This window comes from Amycolatopsis sp. MEPSY49 (assembly GCF_051337345.1).
Taxonomy (GTDB): domain Bacteria; phylum Actinomycetota; class Actinomycetes; order Mycobacteriales; family Pseudonocardiaceae; genus Amycolatopsis.
The window spans coordinates 293772-309088 of the sequence record NZ_JBDLYJ010000006.1; the positions used below are offsets into that span (position 1 = coordinate 293772).

Sequence of the window (15317 nt, forward strand, 5' to 3'; positions counted from 1 at the left end):
TGATTTCCGCTGTCATCAAGGAGGATGCGGTGCGCGCTGTGTTGGTTCAAAACAGGGTGATCAAGGTGGCCGCCACGGCCGCCGTCTGCGGCCTGGTCCTGGCCGCGTGCGGGTCCACCAAGGACAACGCGTCGGCGCCCGCGGCGGGCGGCGGCGCCGGCGGCAAGGTCGGGGCGACGCTGCCCCTGCTGACCTCGCCGTTCTGGCAGGCCTACAACAACTACGTGCCGAAGATGGCCCAGGAAGAGGGCGTCGACGTCCTCCCGACGGTCAACGCCGACAGCGACCCCGCGAAGCTGATCACCGACATCGGCACCTTCCTCAACCAGGGCGTCAAGGGCCTGGTCGTGACGCCGCTGGACTCGGCCGCGATCGTCGCCGGGCTCAAGCAGGCCGAGAACAAGGGCGTGCCGGTCGTCGCCGTCGACGTCGCCCCCGAGAGCGGCAAGGTCGCCATGGTCGTGCGGGCCGACAACAAGGCCTACGGCACCAAGGCCTGCGAAGCGATCGGCGAGAAGGTCAAGTCCGGCAAGGTCGTGCAGATCATGGGCGACCTCGCCTCGGTCAACGGCCGCGACCGCTCGGAAGCCTTCCGCGACTGCATGAAGGCCAAGTACCCCGGCGTCCAGGTGCTGGAGATCCCGGCCGAGTGGAAGGCCGACAAGGCGTCCTCCGGCCTGGACAGCATGCTGACCGCCAACCCGGACATCAAGGGCGTCTACATGCAGGCCGGCGGCGTCTACCTGGCCCCGACCGAGCAGGCGCTCAAGCGCAAGAACCTGTTCTTCCCGGTCGGCGACCCGAAGCACATCGTGCTCGTGTCCAACGACGGCATCCCCCAGGAGCTGGCCGCGATCCGCGCCGGCGAACTGGACGCCACCGTGTCCCAGCCGGCCGACGCGTACGCGAAGTACGGCCTGTACTGGCTGAAGAAGGCCATGGCGGGCGAGACGTTCAAGCCGGGCCCGACCGACCACGACAGCACCATCGTCGAGATCAGCCCCGGCATCCTCGAGGACCAGCTGCCCGCGCCCGTCATCACCAAGGCCAACGTGGACGACAAGGCCCTCTGGGGGAACAACCTGTGACCGCGCTGCCCGCCGGCGAATCCGCCGTCCCGGTGGTCAGCGCCGTAGGAGTCGGGAAGCGCTACGGCCCCACCGTGGCGCTCCACGACGTCAGTCTCACCGTGCGCCCCGGCGAGTCGCACGCGCTCGTCGGGCGCAACGGGGCCGGCAAGTCGACGCTCGTCTCCATCCTCACCGGCCTGTCCGCCACGGACACCGGGCACGTCGAGTTCGGCGGCGAGCCGGCCCCGCCACTGTCCAAACAGGACGACTGGAAGGCGCGCGTCGCCTGCGTGTACCAGCACGCGATGGTCGTCCCGCAGCTCACCGTCGCCGAGAACCTGTTCCTCAACCGGCAGGCGGGCGGCGGGTTCTCGATCGGCTGGAAGTCGTTGCGGCGCAAGGCCCGCGAGCTGCTCGACTCGTGGGACGTCCACGTCGACGTCGACACCCCGGCCGGCGAGCTGTCGGTCGAGGACCGGCAGTTCGTCGAGATCGCCCGCGCGCTGTCCTACGGCGCCCGGTTCATCGTCCTCGACGAGCCGACCGCGCAGCTGGACAGCCAGGCCATCGAGCGGCTCTTCGAGCGGATGCGCCAGATGCAGGCGGGCGGGGTGACGTTCCTGTTCATCTCGCACCACCTGCACGAGGTCTACGAGGTCTGCCAGGCGGTGACGGTGCTGCGCGACGCGAAGCACGTGCTCACCGCGCCGGTCGCCGAGGTCGGCAAGGCCCAGCTGGTCGACGCGATGACCGGCGAGCCCGGCGGCCTGTCCGTCCGCGACGCCGCGTCCCGGGAGTCCCTCGAAGCGGACGCCGCGGAGATCCTCAGCGTCGACGGGCTCTCCGGCGACGGCTTCCGCGACGTCTCCTTCCGGCTGCGCCGCGGCGAAGTCGTCGGGCTCGCGGGCAGCAACGCCAGCGGCAAGCACCAGGTCGCCGAGACGGTCTACGGCCTGCGGACGCCGTCCGCCGGGACGATCCGCGTGGACGGCTCACCGCTGCGGCCGGGCGACATCCCGGCGGCGCTCCGGGCGGGCATCGGGTGCGTCCCACGCGACCGGCACCACGAAGGCCTGGTCCTGGACCACTCGATCGCCGACAACGCCACGCTGTCCATTCTGGACAAGCTGGGCCGCGGCGGGATCGCGTCGCCGCGCACGCGGTTCGCGAGAGCGTCGCAAGCTTTGCGGGACTACGACATCGTGGCCGCGAGCGCCGAGCAGCCGGTGTCCGACCTGTCGGGCGGCAACCAGCAGAAAGTCGTGCTGGCGCGGGCCCTGATCGGCGACCCGCGGGTCGTGGTGCTGATCAACCCGACGGCCGGGGTGGACGTGAAGTCGAAGGAGGCGCTGCTCGCGGTCGTCGACCGGGTGCGCGCCGAGGGCAAGGCGGTGCTGATCGTCAGCGACGAGCTGGACGACCTGCGCCTGAGCGACCGGGTCCTGGTGCTGCGCGCCGGAGCCGTGGTGGCCGAACACCAGGCCGGGTGGTCCGACGGCGACCTCGTGGCCGACATCGAAGGAGTCGAGCTTTCGTGACCGACGTGATGACCTCTCCGCAGACGGAGCTGCCCGCCCCACCGCGGCGTCGCAAAGCCGTCTGGCTGCGTGAACTCGCGCTGCTGCCCGCGCTGGTCGTGGTGTTCGTCATCGGCGGCCTGGTCGACGACACGTTCGTCGGCTGGAGCAACATCGTCAGCATCCTGACCGCGTCGGCGGCACTGTCGCTGGTCGTGCTGGGCGAATCGCTGGTGCTGATCACCGGGAAGTTCGACCTGTCGCTGGAATCGACGATGGGCCTGGCGCCCGCGCTGGGCGCGATGGTCGTGATCCCGGCGGCGTCGGCCGGCTTCGGCGTCGAGCTGCCGGCCGCGATCGGGCTGCTGGTGATCCCGCTGTGCGGGGCGCTGGTCGGGTTCGTCAACGGCTTCCTGATCGTGAAGCTGAAGCTGAACGCCTTCATCGTCACGCTCGCCATGCTGACCGTGTTGCGCGGTGTCCAGGTCGGGTCGACCAAGGGCAAGACGCTGTTCAACCTGCCGGACTCGTTCACGAACCTGGCGACGACGACGTTCGCCGGGCTGCCGATGTCGGTGTGGCTGGCGGCGCTGCTGTTCGCGGTGGCCGGCTGGGTGCTGCGCTACCACCGCGTCGGCCGCGCGCTGTACGCGATCGGCGGCAACCGCGAAGCCGCGCGGGCGGCCGGGGTGCGCGTCGACCGGATCGCGTGGGCGGTGTTCGTCGTCGCCGGGATCCTCGCCGCGATCGGCGGCCTCGCGTACACAGGCTACGTCGGCGCTTTGGGCGCGAACCAGGGGTCGGGCATGATCCTGCAGGTGTTCGCGGCGGCGGTGATCGGCGGCGTCTCGCTCGACGGCGGCAAGGGCACCCTGGTCGGCGCGCTGACCGGCGTCCTGCTGCTGTCGTCGGTGTCGAGCCTGCTCAACTACGCGCACGTGACGGCGGAGTGGCAGGGCGCGATCTACGGCGCCATCATCCTGGTCGCGCTGATCATCGCCCGGTACGCGGGCGGAAAGCCCCAGACCTGATGGTCAGCCTGTGATCATCGGATCACTGTCAGGAAGCTTCCGCGGCCGGCTCGGCGTCCGAATCGGGCACTGTCGGGTCGTCCGCGGTGCCCAGGGCGTTGCGCAGCCACTGCTCGACGCCCGCGACGTGCACGGTCGCCCACGAACGCGCCAGCTCCGGCTCGCGCGCCGCGATGGCCTCGTAGATCGCCGTGTGCTGTTCGCGCGTCTTCGCGACCGCGCCCTCCTGGGTGAGGCCGCGCCAGATGCGGGCGCGGGCGGTCGGTCCGGAGAGGCTGTCGAGCAGCGAGCACAGCACCGGGTTGCCGGAGCCGTCGGCGATCTTGCGGTGGAACTGCAGGTCGTTGGCGACCAGCGCCTCGACGGTCGGCGAGTCCTCCAGCTCGCCGAGCAGCCGGCCCAGCTCGGTGATGTCGTCGTCGCTCATGTGCAGCGCGGCCAGCGCGGTCGCGGCCGGCTCGAGGATCCGCCGCACGGCGAGGAAGTCGAGCACGGTGTCGTCGCGGTGGAAGTCCACGACGAACGTCATCGCGTCGAGCAGCAGGTTCGGCTCCAGGCTGGTGACGTACGTGCCGTCGCCCTGCCGGACGTCGAGCACCCTGATCAGGCACAACGCCTTGACGGCCTCCCGCAGGGAGCTGCGCGAGAGCCCGAGCCGCTGGGCCAGCTCGGCCTCCTTCGGCAGCCGGTCGCCCGGCGCCAGCTCGCCGGAGATGATCATGTCCTTGATCTTGTCGATCGCGACATCGGTGACGGGCATCGTGTGCGCCCTCCCTGCAACAGACCTCGGATGTTTCGGTGTTCGACACCAGCGTGCCATGACCCGGCCAAGGAGTGGTGATGACCCACCAGCCCGCACCTCAAAGAGTGGCTTTGCATACCCGGCTCAAGCCGGGCAAGGAAGCCGAGTACGAGTCCGTCCACGCCGTGATCCCGCCTGAGCTGGACACCGCGCTGCGCGAAGCCGGGGTGCGCACCTGGCGGATCTGGCGTAACGGTCTCGACCTCTTCCACGTCGTCGAAGTCGACGACTACGCGGCGATGCGGGCGGCCCTGCGGGACCACCCCGCGAACGTCCCCTGGCAGGCCCGGATGGCCGAGCTGCTGGCCGTCGAAGACGACTACTCCGGCGGCGACACCGGCATCGGGCTGGTCTGGGAACTGCCGGAAAAGGAGTGACGGCGTTGGAACTCTCCCTGTCCCGGCTGGGGCTCGGCTGCGCGCAGCTGGGCAACCTCTACCACGCGATCAGCGACGAGACGGCGGCCGCGACCGTCCGCCGCGCGTGGGACGAAGGCTTCCGGTACTTCGACACGGCACCGCACTACGGACTCGGCCTTTCCGAGGCCCGCCTCGGCGCGGCGCTGCGGTCGTTCCCCCGCGACGAGTACGTGCTGTCCACGAAGGTCGGCCGCGTGCTCGAGCCGAACCCGGACGGCGCCGGTGCCGTCGACGACCAGGGCTTCGCCGTCCCGGCGGCGTACAAGCGACGCTGGGACTTCAGCCGCGACGGCGTCCTGCGCTCGTTCGAGGACAGCTTGACGCGGCTCGGGCTCGACCGCGTCGACATCGTCTACGTCCACGACCCCGACGACCACTTCGAGGACGCTCTGCGCGGCGCGTTCCCGGCGTTGCGCGAACTGCGCGAGCAGGGCGTGATCGGCGCGTTCGGCGCCGGGATGAACCAGGCGCCGATGCTCGCCGAGTTCGTCCGCCGGACCGATCTCGACGTGCTGCTGGTGGCCGGGCGCTACACGCTGCTCGACCAGCCGGCGCTCGACGAGCTGCTGCCGCTCTGCCTCGACCGCGGCGTCTCCGTCGTCGCCGGCGGCGCGTTCAACGGCGGCATCCTGGCGACGGCCGAGCCGGGCCGCTTCTACGACTACGCGGAGGCCCCGGCGGAGCTGGTCGAGCGGGCCGGGAAGATCGCCGCGATCTGCGCGAGGCACGGCGTCGAGCTGCCGGAAGCCGCGTTGGCGCTGCCGATGGCACATCCCGCGGTGGCGTCGGTGGTCGTCGGCGCGCATGATCCTTCGCAGGTCAGCGTGAACGCGCGGCGCACGCGGGCCGTCGTGCCGCCCGAGCTGTGGACCGACCTGGTCGACGCGGGCCTGCTGCGCGCCGACGTCGTCCTCGCCGAAGGAGTCTCATGATCGACGCCCACCACCACCTGTGGGACCCGGCGCGGCGCGAGTACCCGTGGATGGCGGGGGCGGCCCTGGACCCGATCCGCCGTCCGTACACGGTGGACGACCTGCGCGCGGTGACCAAGGCGGCCGGCGTGCACGCGACCGTGCTGGTCCAGACGGTGTCGTCTTCGGAAGAGACCGCGGAGTTCCTGTCGATCGCGGCCGCGGAGCCGGTCATCGCGGGCGTCGTCGGCTGGGTGGACCTGGCCGCCGCGGACGTCGTGGACCGGCTGGCTTCGTTGGACGGCCCCTTGGTGGGGATCCGGCACCAGGTGGAGAACGAGCCCGACGACGACTGGCTGCTGCGCCCTTCGGTGCTGGCCGGGCTGGACGCGGTGGCGGCGGCGGGCCTGGCGTACGACCTGCTGGTCCGCCCGGCGCAGCTGCCCGCGGCGGCTTCGCTGGCGGCACGGCTGCCGCAGCTTCGGCTGGTGCTGGACCACGCGGCGAAACCGCCGATCGCGGCGGGGGAGTGGGAGCCGTGGGCGTCGGGCGTCGCGGCGCTGGCCGCGCGCGAGAACGTGGTGTGCAAGCTCTCCGGGCTGGTCACGGAGGCGGACTGGACGGGCTGGGAGGTCGGGCACCTGCGCCGGTACGTCGACCACGTGCTGGACGTCTTCGGCCCGTCGCGCCTGCTGTTCGGCTCGGACTGGCCGGTCTGCGAGCTGGCGGCGTCCTACGAGGTGGTCCTGGACGCGGCGATCGCGCTGACCGGCTCGCTGTCGGACGCCGAGCGGCTGGGCGTGTTCGAGCACAACGCGCGCCGCGTGTACGGCTTGGATGCGGGCGGGGAAACCTCTTCCAGGGGGTAAAAGAGGTTCCCCCGCCCGCCGCTGGGGTGGCCGGTGGGGTGCCTCAGAACTCTTCGTCGCGGATCATGCCGCGCAGCCGGGTCAGGGCGCGGTGCTGCGTCACGCGGACGTTGCCGGCGGAGATGCCGAGCGCTTCGGCGGTCTCCTGCGCGGAGAAGCCGACGGCGATGCGCAGGGTGAGGATCTCCTGTTGGACGCGCGGCAGCGAGGCGAGCAGCCGGCCGAGGCGGGCGCCGAGGTCGAGGTGCAGCGCGTGGGACTCGGGCTCGTTGCCGGCGAGGAGCGGGCGCTCCGGGAGCTCGGGGACGGGCTCGGAGCGGTCGCGGGCGACGGCCCGGTAGGCGTCGGCGACCTTGTTGGCCGCGATCGCGTGGACGAGGTAGAGGAAGGAGCCGCCGCGGTCCTGGTAATCCGGAAGGGCCTTCAGGACGGCGAGGCAGACCTCCTGGGCGACGTCGTCGGCCGAGAGGTAGGAGAGGTCGCGGCCGCCCATCCGCGCGCGGCAGTACCGCACGACGACCGGCTCGATCATCTGGAGCAGGTTGTGGATGGCGGCGGGGTTGCCCTCGCCGGCGTCCTTCACCAGAGGGTCGAGGTCCTCCTTCGTCAGGCGTCCGCTCGGCCTCGGAGATGACTCCAGGGTGCGATAATCGCGAACGTCGGAAGCGGATTGCTCGGTGGTCCTCGGCGGTGCTGTCATGGTCGTCTCCCCGGCCGACCCTCGACCGTCGCTGCCGGGGGTTCCACTCTCCGTGACTATTCGATTGCAGATCTTCTCGGGCTCCCCCGCTTGACCTGCGCTCTGTGCGACGCTCGGTAATCGTAAGCACCTCTCGGGCCATCAGTCCAGATTTCAACGACCAATACCCCGTTAGCAGCAGTGACCGTGATGTTCCCGCGACCCAGCCGTGCACATTGCGATTAATCGGTTTCAGGATGTGCCGAGTTCACCCGTCAGTGGAGGACCGCCACGGAAGCGGCAGTCACGGTCACGGCGAGCGACGCGATCGCGGGCAGAATCGGGCCCATGACGGCGGGCCGCCCGGCCCGCAGAGCGCGTTCCCGCCGCACGCCCACGCCCGCGAGCAGGGCGGATGTGGCGGCGGCGAGCAGAACGGGGACCAGGGCAGCACCCCAATGGCGCTGGGCGGCGGAGTGCAGGAGCAGTACGGTGCAGGCGGCGGAGGCGAGCGCGGTCCGCCGCCAGGCGAGCCCGGTCCGCTCGGCTTGAGCGCCGCCGGGGCCGGTCACGCGGGGGTCCAAGCGCGGATGACGGTACTTCTGACGTCGCGATAATCGCGAGGAAGCGGTATTCGGGCGGCGGGACGGAATGAAGCGCGGTTGAGCCGAATGGGCGGAGAGGCGTTTTCCGGGGCGCGGGTAACCCGATCGGGTGAGGTCCGAGTGAGTGCGGTCCGTGGTCGAGCGCCCGACCGCGGCTCGGGTCCGGCGCTCGAGGGCGGTCGGCAGCGCCGAGTCTTCGTGGCCGGTGAAGCTTGCCCGGTTCGGGATGGCTTGGCCGGCTCGCCGGGTCGCGCGCTCACGGTCGACTCGGCCGCCCGAGCCCCGTCCAGCTTCCTCACGACACGACCAGCAACACGGCCGCCGCCACGGTCAGCGCCAGCAGGCCACCGGTCAGCACCACGATCATCCGGCTCCGCGGCAACGGCTCCCCGGCCCGCATGGCGATCTGCACCCGCCGCCACCGCGGATAAGCCGTCGCCGCCAGCGCGGCCGCCAGCACCACGCACAACCCCGCCAGTACCGCGCTCGCCGCTTCGGGCGCCGGGACCAGCTGGTGGACCGCCACCCCGCCCGCCAGCAACCCCAGCGCCGTCCGCAGCCACGCCAGGAACGTCCGCTCGTTGGCCAGGGTGAAGCGATAGTCCGGTTCGCTGCCGCCCGCGTGGGGCGTGATGTCGTCCGAGGCCACGCCCCCAGACGCTAGCCGGTGTGGGCCGCCGCGGCGCCTTCGGCGCGGTGCGCGAACACCCACCAGCGCAGCACCGCGAACCGCACGAACCCGCCGACCAGGCTGGCCAGCAGCAGCGTGCCCGTTTCCTCCCACGACGTCGGCCGCTCGACCACCGCGTCCAGGACCGCCAGCACCGCCGAGCCGTACCCCGCGTAGAACGCGAACGTCAGCAGGTCCTGCAGGTGCCGCTTCCCCGCGTTGCTCCGCCGCCCGGCGAACGTCACGCGGCGGTGGAACTCCGTGTTCCCGACCGTCGTCAGCGCGATCGCGACCAGGTTCGCCACCTGGGAGCCGAGCTCGTCGCGCAGCAGGAGGAACAGCACCGCCTGGACGCCGGTCGTCACCACGCCGGCCACGACGTACCACGCCGCGTGCGTGCCGAGCTCGTGGTGGCGTTCGGGGTCGGTGGCGAGCAGCCGGTGCTCCGGTGCGCACCTGGTGGTGGCCATGATCCCAACCTACCCTGCGTTCACAAACTTGTGAATGTGTTAAACCGGTTGAAGAAATGTGATCCCGGCGACACGGCCGGAGTTTCGGCCTCCGGGACCCCGGGTAGGTCACCACGGATGATGCCCATTGCCTACGCGCCGGGAGAGACCAGTGAGTGACCGTGACGCGGCCGAACCGGAAAGCTTGGACCCCAGCGAAGCGCTGGACGAGGACGAGCTGCGCGTGGACCCGCTCGAAGAAGGCGTGGAGCCGCCCGAGCACTGGAGCGCCGCCAACCGCTTCGGCACGACGCCCCGCGAAATCCGCGAGGGCGAGCCGATGGACCAGCGCCTCGCCGAAGAGGTGCCCGACACCGAGCCGGAGCCCGTCCCGGAGCGCCCGCTCGCGGTGACCCCGGCGGATCAGCTCGACGAGTCCGTCGAGGACGCGCCGCCGGACTTCGAGCCGGTGGCCCCGGAAGACGAGATCCCGCGCCGGCACGCCGACCCCGATCCGCGCGAACAGGCGGACTACGCGGGCGGGTCCGTGGCGGACGCCATCCGCGAGGCGCGGCAGGGCTGATCCGCTCAGACTGCACGTCCGAACGGACGCCCCTAGCGTGGGGGCTTCCAGTGCATCGGACCGCGACGAAGGGAAGGCCGTAGATGCTGACCGTGACCGAAGCCGCCGCCGAGGCGATCACCGCACTGACCAGCCAAGGGGAGGGTGAGGCCGGGCTCCGCCTGGCTGTCCAGAACGCCGACGGCGAGAGCGCGCAGCTCGCGCTGTCCGTGGCCCCCGAACCCGCGGAGGGCGACAGCGTGCTCGGCGCCGAGGAAGGCCCGAAGGTCTTCCTCGAACCGCAGGCCGCGGCGTTGCTCGACGACAAGGTGCTCGACGTCCAGGAGGACGAAGCCGGCGGAGTCGCCTTCGCCGTGCTGCCGCAGCACACGAGCTGACCTCGGCGGACGGGCCTTTCGCGGCGTGGCGGGAGGTCCGTTCGCCGGGTGGCCGACGACATGAATGACTCATTCCTGTCGTCCGGTGACATGAATGACTCATTCCTGTCACCACCTGGGCGACCGCCGGGCTAGCGAGACCGCCAGGCGCGCACCACCTCCTCCGCGCGAGCCCGCAGCAACTCCGCCGCGTGGGCCCGAGCGTACTCCAGGGACGGCGCGTGGTCGAGCAACGCGCTGCTCCCCACCACGCCCAGCCGTTCCAGCCCGGCGGAGTCGAGCTGGATCCGCCCCGCCAGCGCCAGCAACGGCACCCCGCGCGGCCGCGCCCGGTCCGCGATCCCGGCCGGTGCCTTGCCGTTGAGGCTCTGCTCGTCGAGCGACCCCTCGCCGGTGATGACGAGATCGGCGCCGTCCAGCGCCTGGTCGACCCCGGTCAGCCCGGCGATGAGGTCGAACCCGGACTCGACGGACGCCCCGAGCGCGATCGCGGCCGCGGCCACCCCGCCGCCGGCCCCCGCCCCCGGCACCTTCGAGACGTCCGGGGCACCACCCACCTGCAGCGCGTGCGCCCACCGGCTGAGTGCTTCGTCGAGCAACGCGACCTCCGATGGCCCCGCGCCCTTCTGCGGCCCGAACACCGCCGCCGCCCCTGACGGTCCCAGCAACGGGTTCGTGACGTCGGTCGCGACCGCGACGCTCACCCCGTCGAGGCGTTCCCGCACCGGCGTCAGCTCGGTCGACGCGACGCGCCCCAGCGTCCCGCCGCCCAAGCCGACCGGTGCGCCGAACGCGTCCAGCACGCCGGCGCCGAGTGCGCCCAGCATCCCGGCGCCGCCGTCGGTGCTGGCCGTGCCGCCGACGGTCAGGACGAGCCGGCGGGCGCCGTGGATCAGCGCGTCCGCGAGCAGCTCGCCGACACCCCACGTGTGCGCGGCCAGCGCCGTTTCCGGGCTGGGCTCGACGAACTCGATCCCGCACGCGCGCGCCGACTCGACGTACGCCGTGCCGTCCAGCACCGCGTAGGAAGCCTTGACCGGCTCCTCGAGCGGCCCGCGGACCGTGAGCCGGACGATCCGCGCGCCCGCCGCTTCGAGGACGTCGAGGGTGCCTTCGCCGCCGTCGGCGACCGGGCACGTGACGATTTCGGCGTCCGGCAACGCATCGCGCACGCCGAGCGCGATCGCGTCCGCGGCCTCGACCGCGGTGAGACTGCCCTTGAACTTGTCGGGCGCGATGACGACGCGGGTCACGGCTTCACCTCCGTCAGCGGGGGACGCCCGCCCAGGACTTCGACGACGTTGCGGGCCGCCAGCGCGGCCATCTCCGTGCGGGTTTCGACCGTGGCGGATCCGAGATGCGGGCTCAGCACGACGTCGTCACGGCCGAGCAGCCGCGGTTCGACGTCGGGCTCCTTCTCGAACACGTCCAGCGCCGCGCCGGCGATCTCCCCGGCTTCGAGGGCGTCCGCCAGCGCGGCCTCGTCGACGACCGGGCCGCGCGTCGTGTTCACCAGGTAGGCGCCGGGTTTCATGGCGCGCAACGCGGCCGCGTCGATGAGGTGCCGGGTCTCGGGCGTCAACGGGCAGTGCAGCGAAACGACGTCCGAGCGTGCCAGGAGTTCCTCGAAAGACACGTACGCCGCGTCGAAATCCTGTTTCGACCGTCCTGAGTAGACGATCGACATCCCGAACGCCTGTGCCCGGCGAGCCATCGCGCGGCCGATCTGGCCGAGCCCGACGATGCCGAGCGTCTTGCCCTGCAGGCCCGAGCCGAGCAGGAACCCGAGGTGGAACGACCACGGCGTGCGCGAGCGCAGCAGCCGTTCCCCTTCGCCGATCCGCCGCGTGACGGCGAGCAGCAGGCCGAACGCGAGGTCGGCGGTCGCGTCGGTCAGCACCCCCGGCGTGTTCGTGACGACGACCCCGCGGGAAGCCAGCGCCGGGACGTCGACGTTGTCGTACCCGACGGCGACGTTCGCCACCACCTTCAGCCCGGGACCGGCGGCGTCGGCCAGCGCGCCGTCGAGCCGGTCGTGCAGCATCCCGACGACGGCCGAAGCGCCGGAGACGAACTCGTGCAGTTCGCCCGGCGCCAACGGCCGATCGGCGGGCGACACCGCCACGTCGCCCGCCTCGGCGAGGAGCTTCACCGCGTCGTCGGGAATCCATCGGGTCACCGCGATCTTGGTCACGCCGACAGCCTAGTTCACGGCACCGACAATTCAGCTCCGCTGAACCGCGTCCAGGACGATCTCCGACTGCGCCGCGGCCCCGGCTCCGTTGGGGTGGAAGGGGAACGCGAGCAGCAGCGGGTTGCTCGTCGAGATCGGGATCAGGCCCTCGACGTACCGCACGGTGGGCGCCTGGCACGCGTCGTGGCCGAGCGTGGGGGAGTAGGTGTCGACGAGTTCGACGCCGTTGTCCGCGGCGACCCGCGCCAGCATGGCGTTCATCGAGAGGAACTTCGCCTGCAGGTAGGCGACGTCGCCATCGGCGATCGGGATGACCGGCCAGCAGCCCTTCCCGCTCGCGGGCAGGCCGGCGAGGTAGTTCACCAGCAGGATCCGTGCGTTCGGCGAGCGCTCCTTGATCGCCCGCAGCGAGGCGGCGATCTTCGGTTCCGTCGCCGTGACCGCGTTTTCCAGCTGGTCGACGCCGCCCGCGGTGAACTTCGCCTTGCACGTGCTCACCGGCAGCAGGTTGAGGCACTTCGTCACCGCGGAAGCGAGCCCGATGTCGTTCCCGCCGATCCCGACGGTGACCAGGTCCGTGGTGGCCGTGAGCCGGTCGAACTGCGGCGGGTTCGTCCCGCCCAGCGGCAGCTTCTGCGGCTGCGTGAAGTCGGTCGTCGTCGCGCCGCCGCAGCTCGCGTCGCGGAACGTCTCGACGCCGAGCGCGCCGGCCAGCTCGTGCGGGTAGTCCGAAGTGGACTGTGCGCAGTCGAGCGGGGTGAACTCCGTGCTGGGTGGCAAGGTGACGAAGACGTCGGCGGTCCACGAATCGCCCAGGGCGACGTACTCGTGGTAGCCCGTGCTCGCCGACGCCGGGGCGGCGAAGGCGAGCACGGCGAGCGCGGGGACGACGAGCAGGGCGGACAGGCGCTGGCGCATGCTGCCTCCGTTGGCGAGCAGGGTGAAGGACTTTCACATTCAGCTCGCGGCCGGTGAAAAGTCAATCGGCCTCACCCGCCCCGGTCACGCCGATCGGCGTGGGTAATCAGACCCTGGTCAGGCGCACGACAGCGCTCGCGTACCCGCTGCCCGGCAGGTCGACGTCGAGGCCGTGGCTCAGCAGCACCGCCCCGTCGTGCACGACGCCGCCGGAGTCGCGGTACCGCGCGGACGGGTCCAGCCCCGCCAGCCGCGGCGGCGTGACCGGCCGTGCGAACTCCGTGGGACGCCGCCAGAAGAACACGACGACCTCGCCGCCCAGGACGTACTGGACGGCGGTGAGCGCCGATGTCGCCGGGTCCGCCAGCCGGTACAGCTCGCCGTGCTGCACGACCGGCCGGATCTCCTTGTACAGCGCCACGAGTTCCGCGGCCTCATCGAGTTCCGCGGTGGACCACTTCGGCAGGTCGCCGCCGAGGCCGAGCACGCCGGCCATCGCGACGTGGAAGCGGAAGCTCAGCGGCGCTTCGCGGCCCGTCGTCGGGTTCGGGCTGTCGGTGACCCAGGCCGACATCGTGCCGGCCGGGTAGAGCTGCCCGTAGCCGTGCTGGATGGTGATCCGGTCGGCGGCGTCGGTGTTGTCGGACGCCCAGATCTCGTCGGTGCGCGCGAGGATCCCGAGGTCGGTGCGCCCGCCGCCGCCCGCGCAGCCCTGGATCCGCAACGCCGGGTGGTCGGCGCGCAGCCGGTCCAGGATGGTGTGCACCGCGCGGACGTGGTCGACCCACACGCGCCCCGCCTCGCCGCCGGGCCAGCCGGCTTCGGTGAACGCGCGGTTCATGTCCCACTTGAGGTAGTCGATGCCGTGCTCGCCGACGAGCCGGTCGAGCCACTTGTGCGCCCAGTCCGCGACGTCCGCGCGCGCGAAGTTCAGCACGAGCTGGTTGCGCAACGTCGTCCGCGACCGGTTCGCCATGTGCAGCACCCAGTCCGGGTGCGTGCGATAAAGATCGCTGTCCGGGTTGACCATCTCCGGCTCGACCCACAGCCCGAACTTCATCCCGTGCGCGTGGACGGCGTCGACCAGGGGGCCCAGTCCCGCGGGGAAACGCTGCTCGTTGGGGGTCCAGTCGCCGAGCCCCGCGGTGTCGCCGGTGCGGGCGCCGAACCAGCCGTCGTCCATCACGAACAGTTCGGCCCCCAGGCGAGCGGCCGCCGCGGCCAGGCCCGTTTCGGTCCGCTCGTCGACGTCCCAGCCGGTCGCCTCCCAGGAGTTGTAGACGATCGGCCGCAGCTCCTCGGGGTGCGGCTGGACGAACTCGCGGACGTAGGCGTGCCAGCGGCGGCTGGTGCCGCCGAAGCCGTCGGCCGCGTAGAGCCCGGCGAACACCGGCGTCTCCCACGTTTCGCCGCGCAGCAGCCGCCAGCCGACGTGCTCGTGGCCGAATCCGCCGGTCCACGTGACGCGGCCGGTGTGCGTGTGCTCGACGGTGATCCGCCAGCTCCCGCTCCACGCGAGCGCGGTCGACCACACCTCGCCGGCCGTCTCGGTCGCGTCGCCCGCGTCGAGCATCACCCAGGGGTTGACCTGGTGGCTGGACACGCCGCGACGGCTGGTGAGCGTGGTTTCGCCGACCGGCACGGCTTCGCGCAGCACGCCGTACTCGGCGCTCCACGCCCCTGACGTCCGGGTCAGCCGCGCGCCCGCCCGCCGGGGGAGTGTCCACGACGCGGAATCCGTGCGCAGCAACGAGATCGGGGCCTCGCCGGTGTTGCGCAGCGACGTCCAGCGCTCGACGACGTCGCCGCGCACGCGGTAGTGCAGCGAGAGTTCCAGGGGGTAGTGCCGGTCGGCGAGGCGCACGACCAGGGAGTCGTCGGTGCTGGTGTGCCCGTCGTAACGCCACTCGAGCGCCGACGTCCCGTCCTCGTACCGCACGGCCAGGGCCGCGACGCCGAAGAACGCGCCGCCCTCGGCCGGCAGTTCCTGCCGCTCGTCGCCCGGTTCGTCGAAGCTGCTGTCGGCCGGGTTGCGGCGCGCGGCGACCTGCGTGGCCTGGGCCAACGTCAGCGGCGGGCCCCAGTGGACGTGCCGCGGCCGGTCGTCGGCGTCGAGCCGGAACGCGTAGGAGCTGTCGGGGGTGCGCAGCAGCCAGAGCCGGTGCGCGGGGTCGTGTTCGACGAGCGACATGCTCCCGAGCGTAGGCATGACCAGCGAAAAAA

Annotated in this window: 17 protein-coding genes; 8 read left to right on the forward strand and 9 right to left on the reverse strand. The window is 71.8% G+C overall.

Going from position 1 to position 15317, the window contains the following annotated elements; all coding sequences use genetic code 11:
* The first annotated feature begins 56 nt into the window (after positions 1 to 56).
* The 3 genes from ABFJ78_RS27470 to ABFJ78_RS27480 are packed head-to-tail and all read left to right on the forward strand — an operon-like array spanning position 57 to position 3618.
* Positions 57 to 1088 (forward strand): sugar ABC transporter substrate-binding protein, encoded by a 1032-nt coding sequence (locus ABFJ78_RS27470; protein ID WP_436389705.1) that lies wholly within the window; start codon positions 57 to 59, stop codon positions 1086 to 1088.
* Positions 1085 to 2608 (forward strand): sugar ABC transporter ATP-binding protein, encoded by a 1524-nt coding sequence (locus tag ABFJ78_RS27475; protein WP_436389493.1) that lies wholly within the window; start codon positions 1085 to 1087, stop codon positions 2606 to 2608. Before ABFJ78_RS27470 ends, ABFJ78_RS27475 begins: the two co-directional genes overlap by 4 nt.
* A complete protein-coding gene (locus tag ABFJ78_RS27480) occupies positions 2605 to 3618 on the forward strand; it encodes an ABC transporter permease (RefSeq protein WP_372670517.1) in 1014 nt (337 codons plus the stop codon). Before ABFJ78_RS27475 ends, ABFJ78_RS27480 begins: the two co-directional genes overlap by 4 nt.
* A gap of 28 nt (positions 3619 to 3646) precedes the next feature.
* On the opposite strand, the gene ABFJ78_RS27485 is transcribed toward ABFJ78_RS27480, so the two are convergent.
* Positions 3647 to 4378: a FadR/GntR family transcriptional regulator gene (locus tag ABFJ78_RS27485; protein ID WP_436389494.1), complete on the reverse strand. Its 732-nt coding sequence runs from the start codon at positions 4376 to 4378 to the stop codon at positions 3647 to 3649.
* A gap of 80 nt (positions 4379 to 4458) precedes the next feature.
* On the opposite strand from ABFJ78_RS27485, the gene ABFJ78_RS27490 reads away from it, so the two are divergent.
* From ABFJ78_RS27490 to ABFJ78_RS27500, 3 genes are read left to right on the forward strand one after another with little or no spacing between them, the layout of a single operon-like run.
* Positions 4459 to 4797, forward strand: a complete 339-nt coding sequence (locus tag ABFJ78_RS27490; RefSeq protein WP_372670518.1) for an L-rhamnose mutarotase — start codon at positions 4459 to 4461, stop codon at positions 4795 to 4797.
* A 5-nt stretch (positions 4798 to 4802) separates the two neighbouring features.
* Positions 4803 to 5771, forward strand: a complete 969-nt coding sequence (locus ABFJ78_RS27495; RefSeq protein ID WP_436389495.1) for an aldo/keto reductase — start codon at positions 4803 to 4805, stop codon at positions 5769 to 5771.
* Positions 5768 to 6619 carry an amidohydrolase family protein gene (locus tag ABFJ78_RS27500; RefSeq protein ID WP_436389496.1) on the forward strand — a complete coding sequence of 284 codons (852 nt, stop codon included), beginning with the start codon at positions 5768 to 5770 and terminating at the stop codon, positions 6617 to 6619. Before ABFJ78_RS27495 ends, ABFJ78_RS27500 begins: the two co-directional genes overlap by 4 nt.
* Positions 6620 to 6662: 43 nt before the next feature.
* Here the strand turns inward: ABFJ78_RS27500 and shbA are convergent, their stop codons facing one another.
* The 4 genes from shbA to ABFJ78_RS27520 all read right to left on the reverse strand — a co-directional run bounded on the left by shbA (position 6663) and on the right by ABFJ78_RS27520 (position 9043).
* The gene (gene shbA / locus ABFJ78_RS27505; protein ID WP_436389497.1) at positions 6663 to 7319 is read right to left on the reverse strand and encodes an RNA polymerase sigma factor ShbA; all 657 of its coding nucleotides are present in this window, start codon (positions 7317 to 7319) and stop codon (positions 6663 to 6665) included.
* A gap of 254 nt (positions 7320 to 7573) precedes the next feature.
* On the reverse strand, positions 7574 to 7882 hold the full coding sequence (locus tag ABFJ78_RS27510; protein WP_436389498.1) for a DUF202 domain-containing protein: 309 nt from the start codon (positions 7880 to 7882) through the stop codon (positions 7574 to 7576).
* 316 nt (positions 7883 to 8198) lie between these two features.
* Positions 8199 to 8552 (reverse strand): YidH family protein, encoded by a 354-nt coding sequence (locus tag ABFJ78_RS27515; RefSeq protein ID WP_436389499.1) that lies wholly within the window; start codon positions 8550 to 8552, stop codon positions 8199 to 8201.
* Between the two features lie 11 nt (positions 8553 to 8563).
* On the reverse strand, positions 8564 to 9043 hold the full coding sequence (locus ABFJ78_RS27520) for a GtrA family protein (RefSeq protein ID WP_436389500.1): 480 nt from the start codon (positions 9041 to 9043) through the stop codon (positions 8564 to 8566).
* 151 nt (positions 9044 to 9194) lie between these two features.
* Here ABFJ78_RS27520 and ABFJ78_RS27525 point away from each other — a divergent pair, with 151 nt between their 5' ends.
* Together ABFJ78_RS27525 and ABFJ78_RS27530 are read left to right on the forward strand one after the other, a co-directional pair.
* A complete protein-coding gene (locus ABFJ78_RS27525; protein WP_436389501.1) occupies positions 9195 to 9605 on the forward strand; it encodes a hypothetical protein in 411 nt (136 codons plus the stop codon).
* 83 nt (positions 9606 to 9688) lie between these two features.
* Positions 9689 to 9982 (forward strand): iron-sulfur cluster biosynthesis family protein, encoded by a 294-nt coding sequence (locus tag ABFJ78_RS27530; protein ID WP_003070074.1) that lies wholly within the window; start codon positions 9689 to 9691, stop codon positions 9980 to 9982.
* A 131-nt stretch (positions 9983 to 10113) separates the two neighbouring features.
* On the opposite strand, the gene ABFJ78_RS27535 is transcribed toward ABFJ78_RS27530, so the two are convergent.
* The 4 genes from ABFJ78_RS27535 to ABFJ78_RS27550 all read right to left on the reverse strand — a co-directional run bounded on the left by ABFJ78_RS27535 (position 10114) and on the right by ABFJ78_RS27550 (position 15285).
* Positions 10114 to 11235 (reverse strand): glycerate kinase, encoded by a 1122-nt coding sequence (locus ABFJ78_RS27535; protein ID WP_436389502.1) that lies wholly within the window; start codon positions 11233 to 11235, stop codon positions 10114 to 10116.
* The gene (locus tag ABFJ78_RS27540) at positions 11232 to 12176 is read right to left on the reverse strand and encodes a 2-hydroxyacid dehydrogenase (protein WP_436389503.1); all 945 of its coding nucleotides are present in this window, start codon (positions 12174 to 12176) and stop codon (positions 11232 to 11234) included. The genes ABFJ78_RS27535 and ABFJ78_RS27540 overlap by 4 nt, the downstream gene beginning before the upstream one ends.
* Positions 12177 to 12206: 30 nt before the next feature.
* Entirely contained in the window at positions 12207 to 13094 is an 888-nt protein-coding gene (locus ABFJ78_RS27545; RefSeq protein ID WP_436389504.1) for an SGNH/GDSL hydrolase family protein, read from the reverse strand.
* A gap of 106 nt (positions 13095 to 13200) precedes the next feature.
* Positions 13201 to 15285, reverse strand: coding sequence for an alpha-galactosidase (locus ABFJ78_RS27550; protein WP_436389505.1), 2085 nt, complete (start codon positions 15283 to 15285; stop codon positions 13201 to 13203).
* Between the last annotated feature and the right edge of the window lie 32 nt (positions 15286 to 15317).